At 64.6% G+C, this 19,171-nt stretch carries 8 protein-coding genes; 4 read left to right on the forward strand and 4 right to left on the reverse strand.

Annotation, left to right across the window (positions count from 1 at the left end; all coding sequences use genetic code 11):
* Window positions 1-3: 3 nt before the first annotated feature.
* The 3 genes from F6B93_RS05045 to F6B93_RS05055 form a co-directional block, all read right to left on the reverse strand.
* Window positions 4-351 carry an FHA domain-containing protein gene (locus tag F6B93_RS05045; protein WP_211698111.1) on the reverse strand — a complete coding sequence of 116 codons (348 nt, stop codon included), beginning with the start codon at window positions 349-351 and terminating at the stop codon, window positions 4-6.
* Between the two features lie 27 nt (window positions 352-378).
* A complete protein-coding gene (locus tag F6B93_RS05050; RefSeq protein ID WP_211698112.1) occupies window positions 379-3,009 on the reverse strand; it encodes an ATP-binding cassette domain-containing protein in 2,631 nt (876 codons plus the stop codon).
* A gap of 162 nt (window positions 3,010-3,171) precedes the next feature.
* Entirely contained in the window at window positions 3,172-4,383 is a 1,212-nt protein-coding gene (locus tag F6B93_RS05055) for an NADH:flavin oxidoreductase (protein WP_211698113.1), read from the reverse strand.
* Between the two features lie 40 nt (window positions 4,384-4,423).
* Between F6B93_RS05055 and F6B93_RS05060 the strand changes: the two genes are divergently transcribed.
* Together F6B93_RS05060 and F6B93_RS05065 are read left to right on the forward strand one after the other, a co-directional pair.
* Window positions 4,424-5,281, forward strand: coding sequence for a bifunctional methylenetetrahydrofolate dehydrogenase/methenyltetrahydrofolate cyclohydrolase (locus F6B93_RS05060; protein WP_211698114.1), 858 nt, complete (start codon window positions 4,424-4,426; stop codon window positions 5,279-5,281).
* Window positions 5,278-5,571, forward strand: a complete 294-nt coding sequence (locus tag F6B93_RS05065; RefSeq protein ID WP_246541007.1) for a DUF3017 domain-containing protein — start codon at window positions 5,278-5,280, stop codon at window positions 5,569-5,571. The genes F6B93_RS05060 and F6B93_RS05065 overlap by 4 nt, the downstream gene beginning before the upstream one ends.
* Window positions 5,572-5,575: 4 nt before the next feature.
* Here F6B93_RS05065 and F6B93_RS05070 read toward each other — a convergent pair whose 3' ends face one another.
* Window positions 5,576-5,995: a DUF732 domain-containing protein gene (locus F6B93_RS05070; protein WP_246541008.1), complete on the reverse strand. Its 420-nt coding sequence runs from the start codon at window positions 5,993-5,995 to the stop codon at window positions 5,576-5,578.
* Between the two features lie 196 nt (window positions 5,996-6,191).
* On the opposite strand from F6B93_RS05070, the gene F6B93_RS05075 reads away from it, so the two are divergent.
* Together F6B93_RS05075 and F6B93_RS05080 are read left to right on the forward strand one after the other, a co-directional pair.
* Window positions 6,192-7,607: an FAD-dependent oxidoreductase gene (locus F6B93_RS05075; protein ID WP_211699284.1), complete on the forward strand. Its 1,416-nt coding sequence runs from the start codon at window positions 6,192-6,194 to the stop codon at window positions 7,605-7,607.
* A 341-nt stretch (window positions 7,608-7,948) separates the two neighbouring features.
* The gene (locus tag F6B93_RS05080; protein WP_211698115.1) at window positions 7,949-19,165 is read left to right on the forward strand and encodes a PPE family protein; all 11,217 of its coding nucleotides are present in this window, start codon (window positions 7,949-7,951) and stop codon (window positions 19,163-19,165) included.
* Window positions 19,166-19,171: the final 6 nt, after the last annotated feature.

The following is a 19,171-nucleotide window of genomic DNA, read 5'->3' on the forward strand; positions in this document are numbered from 1 at the left end:
AGCCTACGTGTTCGTCGGCCGCAGCAGACTGATGATCCGCTGGTGGTGTCCGACCTCGAAGGTGACCCGCGGCCCGTCGGGCTTTCCAATGTTGAGGGTCTGGCCATCCTGGATGTCGATTTCCTGGACTCGCTGGCCATCGAGGAACATCCCATTCGGCGAATCGTTGTCGACCGCGACCCAGCGGCCACGCTCGAATCGCAACAGAATGTGTGCGCGTGCGACCAATGGGTGCGCGACGCGCAGGTCGGCGTGCAGGTCGCAGCCCACCACCACGTCGGGGCCAGCCCCGAAGCTGCCATGCGAGCTGCCTGACCGGACCGTCAGCACGGGCGCGGCGGGGCTGCTCATCAACTCAGGGTAGATGGGCGGGACCCGTCAGCGGCGCTTGAGTCGAATCTTCCACCACAGGATGGTGATATACGCGATGCAGAGGACCCCGAGCATGCTCATGTCGAACAACCACGCGCTCTTCGTATGGTCCCAATGCTGGTCTTTCGGGCTGGTCGGGCCGGGTGTTAGGCGGTGAACGTCGATCGTTGACGATGCCGCCGCATAGCCCCAGCGCGCTGGCGTGGCCCACGATAATTGGTCCAGCAAGAACCGGTTGGTCACCCAGATCATCCCGCCGGAGAAGACCAACTGCGACATGATGGCGATCACCAGCATGGGCATGATCTGATCCTGGGAGCGTGCCAGTGCCGACAGCGCCATGCCGAGGATTGCCGAGGCCACACAGGTCGCGGCCACGGTGACGAACAGCTCGAAACTGGAGTTGCCCAGCAGCACCGCATTGGCGATTGGTTGGCCCCACCCGACGACGGCGATGGTCGTGGCGATCGCTGCTTGCACCGTCGCGAACACGCAGAACACGACGATCTTGGCGGCCAGGTAGGCCCAGGTCGACAGGCCGACGGCCTGCTCCCGCCGGAAAATGGGACGTTCGCCGACGAGGTCGCGGATGGTCAGCGCGGTACCCATGAACACCGCGCCGACGTTGAGCATCACCAGGATCTGTCCGGGCTGGTTGGGTGCATTGCTGTGCGGGTCGGCGATGTCGAATCCGGTCTTGCCGCGAACGGTGAGCGTCAAGACGCCAATGAGGAACGGAAGGATCGCGAGGAACACGGTGTAGCCGCGGTCGGAGACGACCAGTCGAATCTGCCGGCGAGCGACAGTCGCGAACTGCCGAATCACGTTGGTGGGCGTCGATTCGGCCACGCTAGCCGGGCGGGACTGTCCGGGGGCCGGCGGCGGCGGCCGGTTTGCGGCAAGGAAACGGCGGTTTGCCTCGTCGGGGTCGGCGCCCACTTTGGTGAAGATGTCGGCCCAGTTGTTGGTTCCCATGGCCGCACCGATCTGGTCGGGCGGGCCCAGGAATGCCGTCTTGCCACCGGGTGCCAGCAGCAGCAGCTGATCGCACACGTCGAGGTAGGACACAGAGTGGGTAACCACCAACACCACGCGGCCGGCGTCGGCCAACTGCCGCAGCATCATCATCACCTGCCGGTCCAGCGCCGGGTCCAAGCCGGTTGTTGGCTCATCGAGGATCAGCAGGGACGGTCCGGTGAGTAGCTCGAGCGCCACCGAAGCGCGTTTGCGCTGACCGCCGGAGAGCTTGTCGACGCGGGTGTCGGCATGCTTGGTGAGGTCGAGTTCTTCGAGCACCTGGGCCACGACCTGCGCTCGGTCTTCTTTCGTGGTGTCTGGCGGCAGGCGCAGTTCGGCCGCGTAGCCGAGGGCTTGGTTGATGGTCAGCTGGCGGTGGACGACGTCGTCCTGGGGGACCATGCCGATCCTGCTGCGCATGGACGCGTACTCGGCGTGGAGGTTGTGCCCCTCGAAGGTCACCGTGCCAGAGCTGGGGCTGGTATAGCCGGCGATGAGCCGCGACAGCGTGGTCTTGCCCGCCCCGGACCCGCCGATGATGGCGGTTAGCGTTCCCGGTCGGGCGGTCAGCGAGATGTGGTCGAGCAGCTGCTTGTCATTTTCGACGGTGAAGCAGACCGAGCTGACCTCGAGACCGCCAGCGCGAGTGTCGGCCTCCGTGCGGCGGACCAGGGTGTCGCCGGTGAACACCAGGTCGACGTTGCCGATCGTGACCACATCGGCCTCGGTCAATGTCGCAGACCCGACCCGAACCCCATTGACGAAAGTTCCATTGACGCTGTGGGCGTCACGGATCTCGGTGCCCGTCGGTGTCTGAATGAGGAAGGCGTGGTGCCGCGAGGCCAGGACGTCCTGGATGACAATGTCGTTGTCGTTGGCACGGCCGATCGTGACGGAGCCGGCAGGCACCCGATGGGCCCCGGACCGCGACTGCAGGAGGGCACCGAACATCTTCGTCGCGAGGTTCGTCACCTCAGGCGGTTTGGCGCTGGGAGCGGGTGCCTGGGCTGGCGGTGTGGGATGGGCTGACGTGGGGGGCGGCTGGCCGGGCATCGGCGGGCGGGGTGCCACGGTGGAGGGCGGGGGAGCGGGGCGCGCGGGATACCTGGGCTGTCGTGGGCTGCCCGGGTGCACGGGCTGCACCGTGGTGCTTGGTGGGCGTTGGGGCGCACCGGGATATGTTGGCGGCGGTGGTGCGGACGTCCGCGGTGGCTGGCGGGTTTCCGCTGGCCCAGGCGGCGCGGCCGTCTGATTTGCCGGCGCATTGATGCGCATCGACTCGGTCTGCGGTGGGCGCCCGGCCACTCCGGCATATCGCCCGATCTCAAAGACCAGGCACGGCCCGTCGGGATTTCCGATGTTCACGCTCTGGCCGTCACGAATGTCGACTACCGGCACCCGTTGGCCGTTGCAGAACGTCCCATTCAGCGAATTGTTGTCGATCGCCAGCCAGCGCCCCTGATCGAAGCGCAGCACGAGGTGTGCCCGCGAAATCAGCGGATGGGTGATACGTATGTCGGCCCGCAGGTCGCGTCCGACCACCACGTCATGCCCCGCCGCGAACGTACGCGTAGCGCCTTCGTAGCCAACGGTAAGCGCTGGTGGCGGGGGCGGAGTCATCGCACCAACTCTAGCTCGCGGACCCACGGCAGCAGTTTCAACATTTTCCGCGCGTCGGGGTCATTCGGGACGGCATAGGCCCATTCATCCCGCGGTCACCCGGCTGGGCACAGTTTCCCGGCTCCTCCTCACGCCGCGGCGCGGCGTGTATCGTCACCTGGCTCAACCGGGCGCGCCGGTGACCACGCAGTGAGTGTGACGGTAGATCGTGGGCATGCATCGATTGCAGTGTGTGCAGGCTGATTTCACGCTGTGGCGCGTGCCGTCGGCGGCGATCCGATTGATCAGGTCGGGTTCGGCCAGCAATGCCCGCGCCATGGCGACGAACTCAAAACCCTCGGTCATCGCCAGATCCATGGACTCGCGATTGGTGATTCCGCCCAGCAGGATCAGCGGCATCGACAGCTCGGCGCGAAACAGCCGAGCATCGCGCAATAGGTAGGCATCGTGGTAGGGGTACTCCCGCATAAACTTGTTGCCGGTCATGCGGATACCCCAGCGCAGCGGCGGCTTGAAGACAGCCGCGAACTCCTTGACCGGCGCGTCGCCGCGGAACAGATACATCGGGTTGACCAGCGAACTGCCCGCGGTCAGCTCGAGGGCATCCAGGCCGCCGTCATCTTGCAGCCACCTTGCGGTGGTCAACGCCTCTTCGACGGTGATCCCACCGCGGATGCCGTCGGCCATATTGAGCTTGGCCGTTACCGCGATCCGACCGGCCCCGTCCTTCTCGACCGCGCGGCGCACGGCCATCACCACTCCTCGAGCCAATTTCGCTCGGTTCTGCAGCGACCCGCCGAACTCGTCGCTGCGCCGATTGATCAGCGGAGACAGAAAAGCACTCGCCAGATAGTTGTGCCCCAGATGAATTTCCACGGCGTCGAAACCAGAGTCGACGGCCAGGCGAGCGGCGTTGGCGTGCGCGGCCATCACGTCATCGATGTCCGCACGGGTCGCCTTCTTGGCGAACCGCATCGCAATCGGATTGAAGAACCGCACCGGCGCCAACGCCTTCGCTTTGTTCGACCGGGCATCGGCAACCGGGCCGGCGTGGCCGATCTGCGCGCTCACCGCCGCGCCCTCCGCGTGGATGGCCTCGGTGAGCCGGCGCAGCCCCGGCACCGCTTCCGGGCGCATCCAGATCTGCTCGCCGCCGGTGCGGCCGCCGGGGGAGACCGCGCAGTAGGCGACGGTGGTCATGCCGACCCCGCCGGCGGCGGGTGCTCGGTGGTAGTCGATCAGGTCGTCGGTCACCAGCGCATGCGGTGTGCGCGCCTCGAAGGTCGCGGCCTTGATGACGCGGTTGCGCAATGTCAGCGGTCCCAGCGTGGCCGGCTCCAACACGTCCGGGGCAGCGGCGAGGTCAGAGGCCATATTGGGAGCCTACCCGCGTGGGCATGCCAGACTGTCTGGCGTGGGCGCAATCACGCTGGACGGCAAGGCTACCCGCGACGAGATCTTCGTCGACTTGAAGCAACGGGTGGCGGCTCTGAGTGCGTCGGGGTCCGCGTCGCACCGTACGCCGGGATTGGGCACCATCCTCGTGGGCGACGACCCCGGGTCGCGGGCCTACGTCCGCGGCAAGCACGCCGATTGCGCCAAGGTGGGGATCACGTCCATCCGGCGTGACCTGCCCGCTGACATCAGCCAGGCCACGCTCAACGAGACCATCGACGAACTCAATGCCAACCCGGAGTGCACCGGCTACATCGTGCAACTGCCGCTGCCGAAGCATTTGGACGAGAATGCGGCCCTGGAGAGAGTCGACCCGAGCAAGGACGCCGACGGGCTGCACCCGACCAATCTCGGCCGGCTGGTCCTCAACACCCCGGCGCCGCTGCCGTGCACTCCACGCGGCATCGTGCACCTGCTGCGCCGCTACGACGTCGGGATCGCCGGCGCACACGTCGTTGTCATCGGCCGCGGGGTGACGGTCGGTCGCCCCCTGGGGCTGTTGCTCACTCGGCGATCCGAGAACGCGACCGTCACGTTGTGCCACACCGGAACCCGCGACCTGTCGGCGCTGACCAGGCAAGCTGACATCATCGTGGCCGCGGTCGGCGTGCCGCAGCTGCTGACCGCCGACATGGTGCGCGCCGGCGCCGCGGTCGTCGACGTCGGTGTCAGCCGCACCGAGGACGGGCTGGTCGGCGACGTGCATCCCGACGTCTGGGAGGTTGCCGGTCACGTGTCGCCCAACCCCGGCGGCGTCGGCCCGCTGACCCGAGCGTTCCTGCTGGCCAATGTCGTCGGGCTGGCCGAGCAGCGATGAGCTTGCCGGCCGCTATGACGCGCGCGGTGCGCGCCCAATGGCCTGTCATGCTGGTTGGGCTCATTTTCGCCGCGGCATTCGCGTTGGCGGGGGCCAATTTCTGGCGTCGCGGTTCCCTGCTGATCGGCATCGGTGTCGGAGTTGCAGCCACGCTCCGGCTGGTGTTGTCGGATGACCGGGCCGGTCTGTTGGCGGTGCGTAGCAGGGGAATCGACGTCATGACCATGACCTCGGTCGGCGCCGCGATGGTCTACATCGCGTGGACAATCGACCCGCTGGGCACGGGGTAACCGCCTAGAACCCCGGCAGCCCCGGTACTTGTTGCAGTGCCGACAGGCCGCCGTCGGCGAGGTTGGACATCACCGATGGGCAAAACATCGTGATGGCGAAGCCCGTGAAGGCTTCTGACATCTCCGGCGACAGGTGGTCGATGGCGGCGACGGTCGACGCGGCTGAGGCGAACGATCCGCCCTGCTCGGACAGCATGGGGCACAACACGTGGCCCAGCGCAAGGGCGGCTGCCGGGTCGCCGTAGTCGACGCCTGCGGTGTTCAGCGCAGTGATGAAGGCGTCGTCGGTCGTGTCGGCGTCGGCGGGGTTCGCGAATGCCGCCATCGCGGCGAAGACGCCCGCGGCGGCCGCCAGCAAACGAATAGTTATCGGCCGGTGACGCGCGACCCACACCCGCCGATGGCTGTTGTCCTGTGCCTTCATAGCTGCTCCTCGGTTTGTCTCGGAGTGCACTTTGGGCACTCAGGTAACTTTAAGAACTGTGGTGTATAACAGTCACATTTGAAACACGACGGGATAAAAGTTTGCGCACTATGCGTGTCGCCGGAGAATCCGGTCCGGCCTCGCCGTAGGGACTGCCAACAATGCAGCTCAAGGATCTCGCGTGATCTCGCGTCACATGTTTCTTCGCGGCGCTGCCGGAGCACTGGTCACCACGGCGCTGTCCGCGGCCGTGCCGGCACGGGCAAATCCCGGCGGCTGGAGCTCGCTGGACTCCTCGATCGGTGGTCGGGTGCTGCTTCCGAACGGCGGCGCCTCGTTCACTCGAGCTAAACGGGTCTTCAACTCGCTCTACGACACCTCGACCCCAGCCGCGGTCGTCACGGTCACGTCGCTTGCAGACGTCCAGCGGGCGGTCACATTCGCAGCCGCGAACAAGCTCACGATCGCCCCGCGCGGCGGCGGGCACTCCTACATTGGCGCGTCGACGGCGGACGGCGCCATGGTTCTCGATCTACGCGGATTGCCCGGCGGGGTGCGGTTCGACAGTGCGACCGGCGACGTCACGGTGCCGGCCGCTACCGGCCTTTATGCGGTCCACCAGGCACTAGCTGGTCCGGGACGGGCGATTCCCACGGGGAGCTGCCCAACGGTGGGTACCGCCGGTTTGGCCCTCGGCGGCGGGTTGGGAGCCGACTCCCGTCATGCAGGCCTGACGTGCGACGCGCTCACGTCGGCCACGGTCGTGCTGCCCAACGGTGACGCGATTACCGCGTCGGCCGACGACCACCCCGATCTGTTCTGGGCACTCCGCGGCGGCGGGGGCGGCAACTTCGGCGTGACGACGTCGATGACTTTCGCGACGTTCCCCACCGCCGACTCCGATGTTGTCCGGGTCGATTTCCCGGCGCAGGCGGCAGCACACGTGCTCACCGGATGGCAGACATGGCTGGCCGCGGCCGACCGCAACACCTGGGGCCTCGTCGATTTCTCCACCGGCTCCGGACGCGCCAACTGCCATGTGCTTGCGACGTGCCCGGCGGGCTCGGGGCCTGACGCGGCCGCCGCGATCAAGGCCGCAGTCGGACTGCGCCCGAACGATATTGAGCGCAGAACCTTGCGTTTCATGGACTTGGTCACGTATCTGGCGGGCGGCAGCGCGACAAGTACGCCGCGCGGCTTTGTCGCCGGGTCCGACGTCATCGGTGTGGTAGACGCGAGCGCGGCTGACGCGATCGTTGCTGCGATGCGACAGTGGCCGCCCGGCGCGGGACGGGCGTCGGTAATCGTCGATACCCTCACCGGCGCGGTCGGTGACGTGGACCCGGGTGGTTCGGCATTCCCATGGCGGCGGCAAGCCGCAGTCGCTCAGTGGTATGTCGAGACTCCCAGTGGCGAGCGAGTGTCGACTGCCACCACTTGGCTGAAAGCCGCACATCGCGAGGTGCAACCGTTCTCGGTAGGCCGCTACGTCAACTATCGGGAAGCCAACACCCCAGTGGAGCGCTACTTCGGCCCGAACCTCCCACGGCTGGCCGCCGTCCAGCGGAAATACGACCCCGATCGGGTAATTTGCTCTGGGCTCGACCTGTGATCCTCAGTGGCCCGCATGAACGATGTGTGGCCTCAGTAGATGTGCACTTTGCACCGTCTGATCCAGCTTTCTGGACAACTTGCCCTCTAGCAGCCGTATTTCGGGCGGAATCGTAGTCCGGATCGTAAGTTGGACGCCACATTGCCGGGCACTGGCGGTCCTCTGCGAATACGCCAACGCGTCGTGCGCCGTCGCGATGTCCATGCGAACCCATCGGAGATCGCGATCGGTTGAGAAGGGAATGAGGCGATGGACCTTCCGGGTGTGACCGACCAGGACGGCGTTGACCTCCGGATACCCACCGTTCAGGCTAAGAGTGCCGGTCCGATGATGAGCGAACGATGAATTTTCAGGTGCTGCCCCCGGAGATCAATTCCGTATTGCTGTATGGGGGTGCGGGGTCGGGTCCGTTGTTGGCTGCGGCGGCGGGGTGGGAGGGGTTGGCCGCGGAGTTGGGGTTGGCGGCGGAGTCGTTTGGGTCGGTGACGTCGGGGTTGGCGGCGGGACCGGGTGGGTTGTGGCAGGGTGCGGCGGCGGCGGCGATGACGGCGGCGGCGGCTCCGTATGTGGGGTGGTTGGACGCGGCGGCGGTGGCGGCGTTGACGGCGGCGGGGCAGGCGCGGGTGGCGGCGGGGGCTTTTGAGGCGGCGTTGGCGGCGTCGGTGGATCCGGTGGTGGTGGCGGCCAATCGGGCGGTGGTGCGGTCGTTGGCGTTGTCGAATGTGTTGGGGCAGAACACCGCGTTGATCGCGGCGGTTGAGGCTGAGTATGAGGTGATGTGGGCCCAGGATGTGGCCGCGATGGTGGGGTATCACGGCGGCGCGTCGTCAGCGGCGGCGTTGCCGGCGTTTGGTCAGCCGTTGGCGGGGTTGGCGGGCCTGGCGAAGGTGTTTCGGCTGAATGCGGGGTCGGCCAATGTGGGCAATTACAACTTCGGTCTGGGCAACGTGGGGGCGTTCAACGTTGGTGGGTCCAACGTCGGTGGGCGCAATGTGGGTGGGGCCAACGTGGGGAGCGGCAACCTGGGTTTCGGCAATGTCGGTAGCGGCAATGTCGGTTTCGGAAATTCCGGTCTGGGGCTGGTGCCGGGCCTTGGCAATATTGGTTCGGGCAATGCCGGGAGCAATAATGTTGGTCTTGCGAACTTGGGTGTGGGCAATATCGGTTTCGCGAACACCGGCAACAATAACATCGGTATTGGGCTCACCGGTAACAACCTGACCGGTGTCGGTGGGCTGAACTCGGGTAGCGGGAACATTGGGCTGTTCAACTCGGGGACCGGGAACGTCGGTTTTTTTAATTCCGGGACCGGGAATTTCGGGTTGTTCAACTCGGGGAGTTACAACACGGGTGTCGGTAATTCGGGGGTGGCCAGTAGTGGGTTTTTCAACACCGGAAGCTTCAATACGGGCGTGGCGAATGCTGGTGGTTACAACACGGGTAGTTTCAACGCGGGGAGCACCAATACCGGTGATTTCAATCCGGGCAGCGTCAACACGGGCTGGTTGAACACCGGGGACACCAACACCGGGATCGGCAACTCTGGCGATGTCAACACCGGTGTGTTCATCTCGGGTAACTACAGCAACGGCGCCTTGTGGGTGGGCGATTACCAGGGCCTGTTTGGCCTCTTCGCCGGATCTTCGATATCGGAGATCCCGATCGGGCTGGGCCTCGACGGCGGTATTGGTCCGATCACTCTTGAGCCGATCCAGATCCTTCCGGACATCCCGCTGAATATTCAGCACACCTTTAACTTGGGTCCGCTGGTGGTTCCCGATATTGTGATTCCGGCATTCGATGGGGGCACTGCCATACCCATCAGCATCGGCCCACTGACCCTCTCGCCCATCACTCTCTTCGCCGCCCAGGTCTTCAACACGACTTTTAACGTTGGTCCGCTGAATGTGTTGGGGGTCGTCAACGTACCCGCGATCACTGATTCAGCTGGTACTGTGATCGGCCCCATCAGTATCGACACCAGAATAAACCAATCATTACCCTTTACTATCGACTGGAATACCCCCGCCATCACGGTGTTGCCGAATGGCATCAGTGTTCCGGATAATCCGCTGGCGTTGCTGGCCAGTGCGTCGATCGGTACCGCTGGCGTTACTATCCCCGGGTTTAGTATTCCGGCGCAGCCGTTGCCGTTGACGATCGATATCGCGGGCCAGATCGATGGCTTTAGCACCCCGGCGATCACGATTGACCGCATCCCGCTGAACCTGGGGATCGGGGTCAACATCGGTCCGATCCCGATCGAGGGTCTGAATATTCCGGCGACGCCGGGGGTGGGGAACTCGACGATTGCGCCGTCGTCGGGATTCTTTAACTCCGGTGCCGGTGGGACCTCGGGTTTCGGGAACTTCGGAGCGGGTAGTTCGGGGTGGTGGAACCAGGCACCCAGTGCGGTGGCCGGTGCCGGTTCGGGTGTGCTCAACGCCGCCACGCTGGGCTCGGGTGTGCTCAACGTCGGCTCGGGACTTTCGGGGCTCTACAACACCAGCGCGCTGGGTGCCGGAGTCCCGGCGGTGCTCTCGGGTGCCGGCAACATCGGCCAGCAGCTGTCGGGGTTGTCGGCGGCGGGGACCGCGCTCAATCAGACGGTGATCGCCAACCTGGGGTTGGCCAACGTCGGCAACCTCAACGTCGGGCTGGGCAATGTCGGGGAGTTCAATGTCGGCGGCGCCAACATCGGTGACATCAACCTGGGCAACGCCAATATCGGCGACGGCAATATCGGGTTCGCCAACGTGGGGCACGGCAACGTTGGCGCCGGTAATGCTGGGCTGGCCGTGGGGTTACCAGGGCTGGGCAATGTGGGTTTCGGTAACACCGGTAGCGGCAACTGGGGTTTGGCGAATCTGGGTGTGGGCAATATTGGTTTTGCTAATAGCGGTAGCAACAACATCGGGATCGGGCTGGTCGGGGACAACCTGACCGGTATCGGGGGTCTCAACTCGGGTAGCGGCAATATCGGGTTGTTCAACGCCGGCACCGGCAACATCGGGTTCTTCAATTCGGGGACCGGCAACGTCGGCATCGGCAACTCCGGGTCCTACAACACCGGCGTCGGGAACTCCGGTATGGCCAGTACCGGGTTGTTCAACTCCGGGAGCTTCAACACCGGGGTCGCTAACCCGGGTAGTTACAACACCGGCAGCTTCAATGCCGGCGACACCAACACCGGCGATGGCAACCCGGGCAGCGTCAATACGGGCTGGTTCAACACTGGGCAAGCCAACACTGGTATCGCGAATGCGGGCACCGTGGGTACCGGCGCGTTCATGTCGGGTGATTTCAGCAACGGCATCCTGTGGCGCGGCGAGTATGAGGGCTTGGTAGGGGCACGGTTGGGGCCCACGATTTCCCAATTCCCGGTCACGGTGCAGGCGGGTGCGGGGGTGGGGCCGGTGACTGTGGCGCCGGTGCCGATCCCGGCCCTGCACTTCGACATCACCAACGCCTCGGTGGGTCTAGGCCCGTTCACCCTCCCAGAGATCACCATTCCCGCGATCCCCATCGACGCCGTGGGATCCGTAAACCTCGGGGAAGCCACCATCGCGCCAATTCGTGCGATTGAGGCCCTCACCGCCTCTCTGGGGATTGGTCTCGGATCCTTCAGCTTCAACGAGCCGTTCGCCACTATTGGCCAGTTGGGCGATCCCAATGGGTTCTTCTTGTCGAACTTGTCACTCAGTGGCGTCACGCTCAGCGGTTCTACGGTTGGCAGTGCCGTCCCCGCAAGCATCAGCTTCAGCAGTAACGCGTTGACGCTGTTCCCGAATGGCTGGACGATTCCTGCACAGACGCCGGTGACGGTGAACCTGTCCGGCGGTAATGACGCGATCACGTTCTTCCCGGGTGGTCTGGTGTTCCCGCAGGCGTCTGCGGGGGTCACCAACCTGTCCGGTGGTCTGGACGCGTTCACGTTGCTGCCCAACGGGCTCACGATCGACACCATTGCGGCCGGGGTGGATGGGACCGCGTTGATCGGGCCGATCCAGATCCCAGTTATCGATATTCCGGCGGTCCCGGGTATCGGCAACACCACCACGGCACCGTCGTCGGGGTTCTTCAACGCCGGTGGCGGTGGGGGATCGGGTTTCGGCAATGTGGGTGCGGGCATGTCGGGCTGGTGGAACCAGGCCCACGACGTGCTGGCCGGAGCGAGCTCGGGTTTGGCCAACGCCACCACCCTGGGCTCGGGGGTGCTCAACGTCGGCTCGGGACTCTCGGGGCTCTACAACACCAGCACCCTGGGGATCGGGGCGCCGGCGATGCTGTCGGGCATCGGCAATGTGGGCCATCAGCTGGCGGGGTTGTTGGCCGCGGGCACGGTGCTTAGCCAGGGCAGCAGCATCACCAACGTCGGTCTGGCCGATATCGGCGTATTCAACCTCGGGGTGGGCAACCTCGGCGACGTCAACGTGGGTGCGGCCAACTTCGGCGAAGGCAATCTGGGGTGGGGCAACCTCGGCGCCACCAATATCGGGTTCGCCAACATCGGTACCGACAACCTGGGGTGGGCCAACACCGGCGTCGCCGCCGGTCTGGCTGGTGTGGGCAATATCGGGTTCGCCAACGCCGGGGACAGCAACTGGGGGTTGGCGAATCTGGGTGTGGGCAATGTCGGGTGGGCCAACACCGGCACGGGCAATATCGGGATCGGGCTGGTCGGGGACAACCTGACCGGGATCGGCGGCGTGAACTCCGGGGCCGGCAATATCGGGTTGTTCAACTCCGGCACCGGCAATATCGGGTTCTTCAACACCGGCACCGGCAATTTCGGATTGTTCAACTCCGGCGACTACAACACCGGGATCGCCAACTCCGGTATCGCCAGTACCGGGGTGTTCAACGCCGGGAACTTCAACACCGGTCTGGCCAATCCCGGCAGCTACAACACGGGTAGCTTCAACGTCGGCGACACCAACACCGGCGATTTCAACACCGGCAGCCTCAACACCGGCTGGCTCAACACCGGTGACGCCAACACCGGGGTGCTCAATACCGGCACGTTCAACACCGGGGCGTTGATGTCGGGCAACGCCAACAACGGCCTGCTGTGGCGCGGCGACTACGAGGGCCTGTTCGGCGTGTCCTTTGGCATCACGATTCCCGAGTTCCCGATCCATATCACCACCACCGGCGGGGTGGACCCCATCGTCATCCCCGACATCGAGCTGCTTCCCCCACTGCACTTGGACCTGACCGGAGACGCGAGCTACCAGTTCGCGGTGCCCGATATCCCCATCCCGGGAATCACCATCGGCATCGACGGCGTCGTCAACGTCGACTTCACCGCCCCCGCCACCACCTTGCTATCGGCGTTGAACGCTACCGGAGTTTTTACCGCGGGCCCCGCTACCCTCTCGAACGTCCGAATTAATGACTTCGACCTCAATGTGACCCTTCCGCAGGCCATCGTGGACTTTTTCCGGGTCTTTGATCCGAACTTCGCTAATCCCGTCGTGATTGAATTGAACTCCCCGGTATCCCTCAATTCCGTAGCGCTTGGCGCAATATCTGTGCCGCTGGAGATATCTCCGGATCCCATTATGCTGGAAGCAATTTCAGAGAGCAGTTCGACACTCATCGACGAAGCGTTTGATATTCCGGCGTCGATCATTGATGGGCTTTCGATGTCTGAGGTGTTGCCGATTGATTTGTCGGTGGACATCCCGGCGGTCACCATTCCGGGTGTCAGGATTGACCCGATCCCGCTGGATTTCGACATCCTCACCAGTGCGGGGCCGATCACCATCCCGATTATCGATATCCCGGCGGTCCCGGGCTTCGGGAACTCGACCGAGCTGGCGTCATCGGGTTTCTTCAACTCCGGCGGTGGCGGCGGTTCGGGATTCGGCAATGTCGGGGCGGCGGTGTCGGGCCTGCTGCACCAGGCCGCCCCGAACGCGATGCTGGGGACGTTGTCCGGGCTGGGCAATGCCGGCACCCTGGCCTCGGGCCTGCTGAACTCGGGCACCGACATCTCGGGGCTGTTCAACGTCAGCACGCTCAACGTCGGCGAACCCGCGGTGATCTCGGGTTTCGGCAACCTCGGCAACCAGCTGTCGGGGCTGTCCCTTGATGGCCTGATCGCAATGCTGACCAGCGGGGGTTCGGGCGGGTCGGGCGAGCCGAGCATCATCGACTTGGCCCTGGCCGAGCTGCAGCACTTGAACATCCAGAACCTGTTTGACCTAGGCAACGTCGGTGGGATCAACCTCGGCTTCGCCAATATCGGCGAACTCAATGTGGGTGCGGGCAACCTCGGCACCACCAATGTGGGTGGCGGCAACCTCGGTGCGCAGAACTTTGGGTTGGGCAATATCGGCGACGGCAATGTTGGGTTCGGCAACGTTGGCCACGGCAACGTTGGGTTCGGCAATTCGGGCCTGGCGGCCGGCCTGGCGGGTGTGGCCAATGTCGGGTGGGCCAATGCCGGCAGCGACAACTGGGGCTTGGCGAACCTGGGAGTGGGCAATATTGGGTTCGCCAATACCGGTGACAACAACATCGGGATCGGGCTGGTCGGGGACAATCTGACCGGGTTCGGTGGTTGGAACTCCGGGACCGGCAATCTGGGGTTGTTCAACTCCGGTACCGGCAATATCGGGTTCTTCAATACCGGGACCGGGAACTTCGGTATCGGGAATTCGGGTAGCTACAACACCGGTATCGGTAACTCGGGTGTGGCCTCGACCGGGCTATTCAATGCCGGGAGTTTCAACACCGGGGTGGCCAATGCCGGTGGCTACAACACGGGCAGCCTTAACGTGGGCAGCTTCAACACCGGTGACGTCAATCCCGGCGATATCAACACCGGTTGGTTCAACGTCGGTGACATCAACACCGGCTGGTTCAACACCGGCAATGTCAACACCGGGGCGTTCAACGCCGGCAGCTTCAACAACGGGGCGTTGTGGACCGGTGACTGGCACGGTGTCTACGGCTTCTCGTTCAGCATCGATATCGCTGGTAGCACCCTTCTCGACATCAACGAAACCCTAAACTTCGGCCCCGTCACGATCGATCAGATCGACATCCCCGGCATGTCACTGTTCGACATCGACGAACTCATCGAGATCGGGCCGTTCACCATCCCACAAATCGACGTGCCCGCAATAGATCTCGACATCCACGATCTGATCCCGGACCTCCCAACGGAGATCCCGCCGATCGTCTTCTTCCCCGGCGTGGACTTCCCCGGCGAGACTATTGTGACTCCCGTCATCAACCCGGCCACTCCAGCCCCGCCGCCATTCACACTCCCCGTGATCACCGTGGACATCTCACAGCCGGGGATACTCGCCGGCACGTGGACCATCGGGCAGCCCAACGGCCTCAACGCCAACGGCCATGCCAACCAACCCGTGACGGGCATCACCATTACCACCGGCGCCGGTAACGCATCGACCGGTAGCACGTCGATCACGATCCCACCCATCGTCATCCCGGAGATCGCGACGTCGAGTATTCCGCTGAACATTGATGGGGCGTTGCGGTTGCCGGCGTTCACCTTGTTCCCGGGTGGGTTGTCGATTCCGGAGAACCCGATTCCGTTGATGGTCCAGGCGGCCGGTGTGTTGGACCCGATCACGATTTTCCCGGGTGGGTTCACGATCGACCCGCTGCCGCTGAACCTGGCGTTGAACCTCAGCGTGCCCGACAGCAGCATCCCGATCATCGATATCCCGGCGACACCGGGCTTCGGCAACACCACACCGACGCCGTCGTCGGGGTTCTTCAATTCCGGGACCGGCGGCACATCGGGGTTCGGTAACTTCGGTGCGGGTATCTCGGGGTGGTGGAACCAAGCACACGAGCTGCTGGCGGGGTCGGGCTCGGGGGTGCTCAACGTCGGCTCGCTGGGCTCGGGGGTGCTCAACGTCGGCTCGGGTGTCTCGGGGCTCTACAACACCAGCACCCTAGACCTAGGAACCCCGGCGTTGCTCTCGGGCATCGGCACCCTGGGCCAGCAGCTGGCGGGGATCTCGGCGGCCGGGACCGCGCTGCACCAGACCCTGATTGTGAATCTGGGGTTGGCCAATGTGGGCAACGTCAACGTGGGGTTGGGCAATGTCGGGCAGTTCAACCTCGGGGGCGCCAACCTCGGCGATCTCAACCTGGGCCTGGGCAATATCGGTGGCGGCAACCTCGGGTTCGCCAACGTCGGTGACGGCAACTTCGGGTGGGCTAACAAGGGGCTGGCCGCGTTGGCGGGGGTGGGCAATGTTGGGTTCGCCAACGCGGGCAGTGACAACTGGGGGCTGGCGAATCTGGGTGTGGGCAATATCGGGTTGGCCAACACTGGGAGCAACAACATCGGGATCGGGCTGGTCGGGGACAACCTGACCGGTATCGGGGGGCTGAACTCCGGGGCCGGCAATCTGGGGTTGTTCAACTCCGGCACTGGCAATGTCGGGTTCTTCAACACCGGTACCGGCAACGTTGGGTTGTTCAATTCCGGGGACTACAACACCGGTATCGCCAACTCGGGCGTCGCCAACACCGGGTTGTTCAATGCCGGGAGTTTCAACACCGGGGTGGCTAACCCCGGGAGCTACAACACGGGCAGTTTCAATGCCGGGGACACCAACAGTGGCGATGTCAATCCCGGTGATGTCAACACCGGCTGGTTCAACACCGGCCACGCCAACACCGGCATCGCCAACTCGGGGGCGGTTGGCACCGGGGCGTTCCTGTCGGGCAATTTCAGCAACGGCATCTTGTGGCGTGGTGACTACGAGGGCTTGTTGGGCTTGTCCTATCACCTTGATGTGCCCAAGATCTCGATCCTGGACGCGGAGTTCACGGGCAGTTTCGGTCCGGTGGTCATCCCGCCGATCCCGGTCCCGGAGATCAATGCCCACCTGGGTGGCAACGTCGCGATGGGCGCGTTCACCCTCCCGCAGATCGACATCCCCGCCCTTGACCCCGACATCACCGGAAACATCGCCCTGGGCCCCATCACCCTCCCGTCCGTCACCATCCCCGCTATCGACTCCATCACCTTCATCAGCTCGTCGGACGGGGTAACCGCGCCGTTCACATCGTTCAGCCCATTCATCATCTGGACGTCCGCCGGCGTCGGTGCCCCGACGTACTACACGATCGGCAGGGAATACATCCCCACCCCAATCCTTGACCCCCCAACCCCGTTCGCGACCGGCAATGTCGGTGCCAACGGTGGCATGTCCGGCCCCAGTAACACCATCATCAGTCTGGCCACCCAGGCTTTTAGCACTCCCGCGCTCAGTATTCAGCCGCTGTCGGCGGGTTTCGGTGTGCCGGGCAGTCTGGATGCGATCACCGTGTTCCCGGGTGGTTTGACATTCGACGGCGCTTCGCTGCTCAACCTCGATGTGATCGCTGGTGCCGGCGGGGTGGACATTCCGGCGATCACGTTCCCGCAAATCCCGGCCAGCGCCGTCGGGTCGCTGTTCGTTGCTCCCAGCAGCATCCCGCTGATCGACATCCCGCCGACCCCGGGCATCGGCAACACGACCACCCTGCCGTCGTCGGGGTTCTTCAACACCGGTGCCGGTGGCGGATCGGGGTGGGGCAACGTCGGTGCCGGGATGTCGGGCTGGTGGAACCAGGCCCACGACGTGGTGGCCGGGGCCGGCTCGGGCTATTTCAATGTCGGCTCGCTGTCCTCGGGCATTCTCAACGTCGGTTCGGCGGTATCGGGCTTCTACAACACCGCCACGGTGGCGTTCGGGACCCCGGCGGTGGTCTCGGGCATCGGCAACGTCGGCGATCACCTCGCCGGGGTGTTGGCCGCCAACGCCGGTGGGCACAACCCCATCACTGTCTTCAACGCCGGGTTGGCCAACGTCGGCAACGGCGACGTCGGGTTCGCCAACGTCGGCAACCTCAACTGGGGTGCGGCCAATATCGGCGACCTCAACCTGGGCCTGGGCAATATCGGTGGCGGCAACCTCGGGTTCGCCAACGTCGGTGAGGGCAACCTCGGGTTCGCCAACTCGGGTCTGGCCGCGGGCCTGGCGGGGGTGGGCAATGTCGGGTGGGGTAATGCCGGTAGCGGCAACTGGGGATTGGCCAACCTCGGTGTGGGCAATATCGGGTTGGCCAACACCGGGAGCAACAACATCGGGATCGGGCTGGTCGGGGACAACCTGACCGGGATCGGCGGGCTGAACTCCGGGGCCGGCAACATCGGGTTGTTCAACTCCGGCACCGGCAACGTCGGGTTCTTCAACACCGGTACCGGCAACTTCGGATTGTTCAATTCCGGCAGTTACAACACCGGGATCGGCAATTCCGGGATCGCCAGCACGGGGTTGTTCAACGCCGGCAGCTTCAACACAGGCATGGCCAATACCGGTAGTTACAACACGGGCACCTTCAACGCCGGGGACACCAACACCGGTGATCTCAACCCGGGCAACACCAACACCGGCTGGTTGAACACCGGGCATTCCAACACCGGTATCGCCAACGCCGGCAATGTCAACACCGGTGCCTTCATCGAGGGCAACTTCAGCAACGGCATGCTGTGGCGGGGCAACTACCAGGGCCTGCCTGGTTTCGAACTGGGTTACACCATTCCGCAGTTCCCCGCGGTCGGCGTCGAGGTCACCGGTGGGGTGGGTCCGATCACCGTGCTGCCGTCCATCCAGATCCCGTCGATTCCGTGGGGCGTCACCGCGATCGGCGACATCGGCGCACTGGCCATCCCGGACATCCCGATCCCATCGTTCACCGTGGGCATCGACCCCAGCCTTGCGGTGGGCCCGATCAGCGTCGCGGACATCATCCTCACCACCCCCGGCGCTACGCTCTCCGTGCTCCAATCGGAAGTCACCACGATTTCCGGATCGAGCGATTCGTTTGTCTTGCTCGCCAGCTTCGCTCTACGCCTTCCGGGACCGGTCATGTTCATGGGCAATCCTGGCGGAGAAACCGTCATTACCCCCGGATTCAGCGTGGATCCCATAGCCTTCGACCCCACGCCAGTGAGCTTCCCGGGATTCACCATCCCCACCGACCCCATCCAGATCGGCCTGCCGCTGTCGCTGACCATCCCGGGCTTCACCATCCCCGGCGGCACGCTCATACCCCAACTACCCCTGGGCCTGGCGCTCTCCGACGGCACCCCCGCCTTCGACATCCCGTCGCTGATCACCATCGACCGGATCGCGCTGGACCTGACCGGCGACTCCACCATCGGCCCCATCAACATCCCCATCTTCGGCTTCGGCGGAACCCCGGGCTTCGGCAACATGACCACACTGCCGTCGTCGGGCTTCTTCAACACCGGCGGCGGCGGGGGCTCAGGCTTCTACAACGTCGGCTCGGCCATGTCGGGCTGGCTCAACGCCATCTCCGATCCGCTGCTGGGATCCGCCTCCGGCTTCGCCAACTTCGGCACCGAACTCTCCGGCATCCTCAACCGCGGCGCCGACCTCTCCGGCGTGTACAACCGCAGCACGCTCGACCTCATCACCTCGGCCGTGGTCTCCGGCTTCGCCAACGTCGGGCAAAACCTCTCCGGCTTGTTCTACACCGGAACCGGACCGTAGAGCCTT

It is taken from the genome of Mycobacterium spongiae, from assembly GCF_018278905.1.
Taxonomy (GTDB): domain Bacteria; phylum Actinomycetota; class Actinomycetes; order Mycobacteriales; family Mycobacteriaceae; genus Mycobacterium; species Mycobacterium spongiae.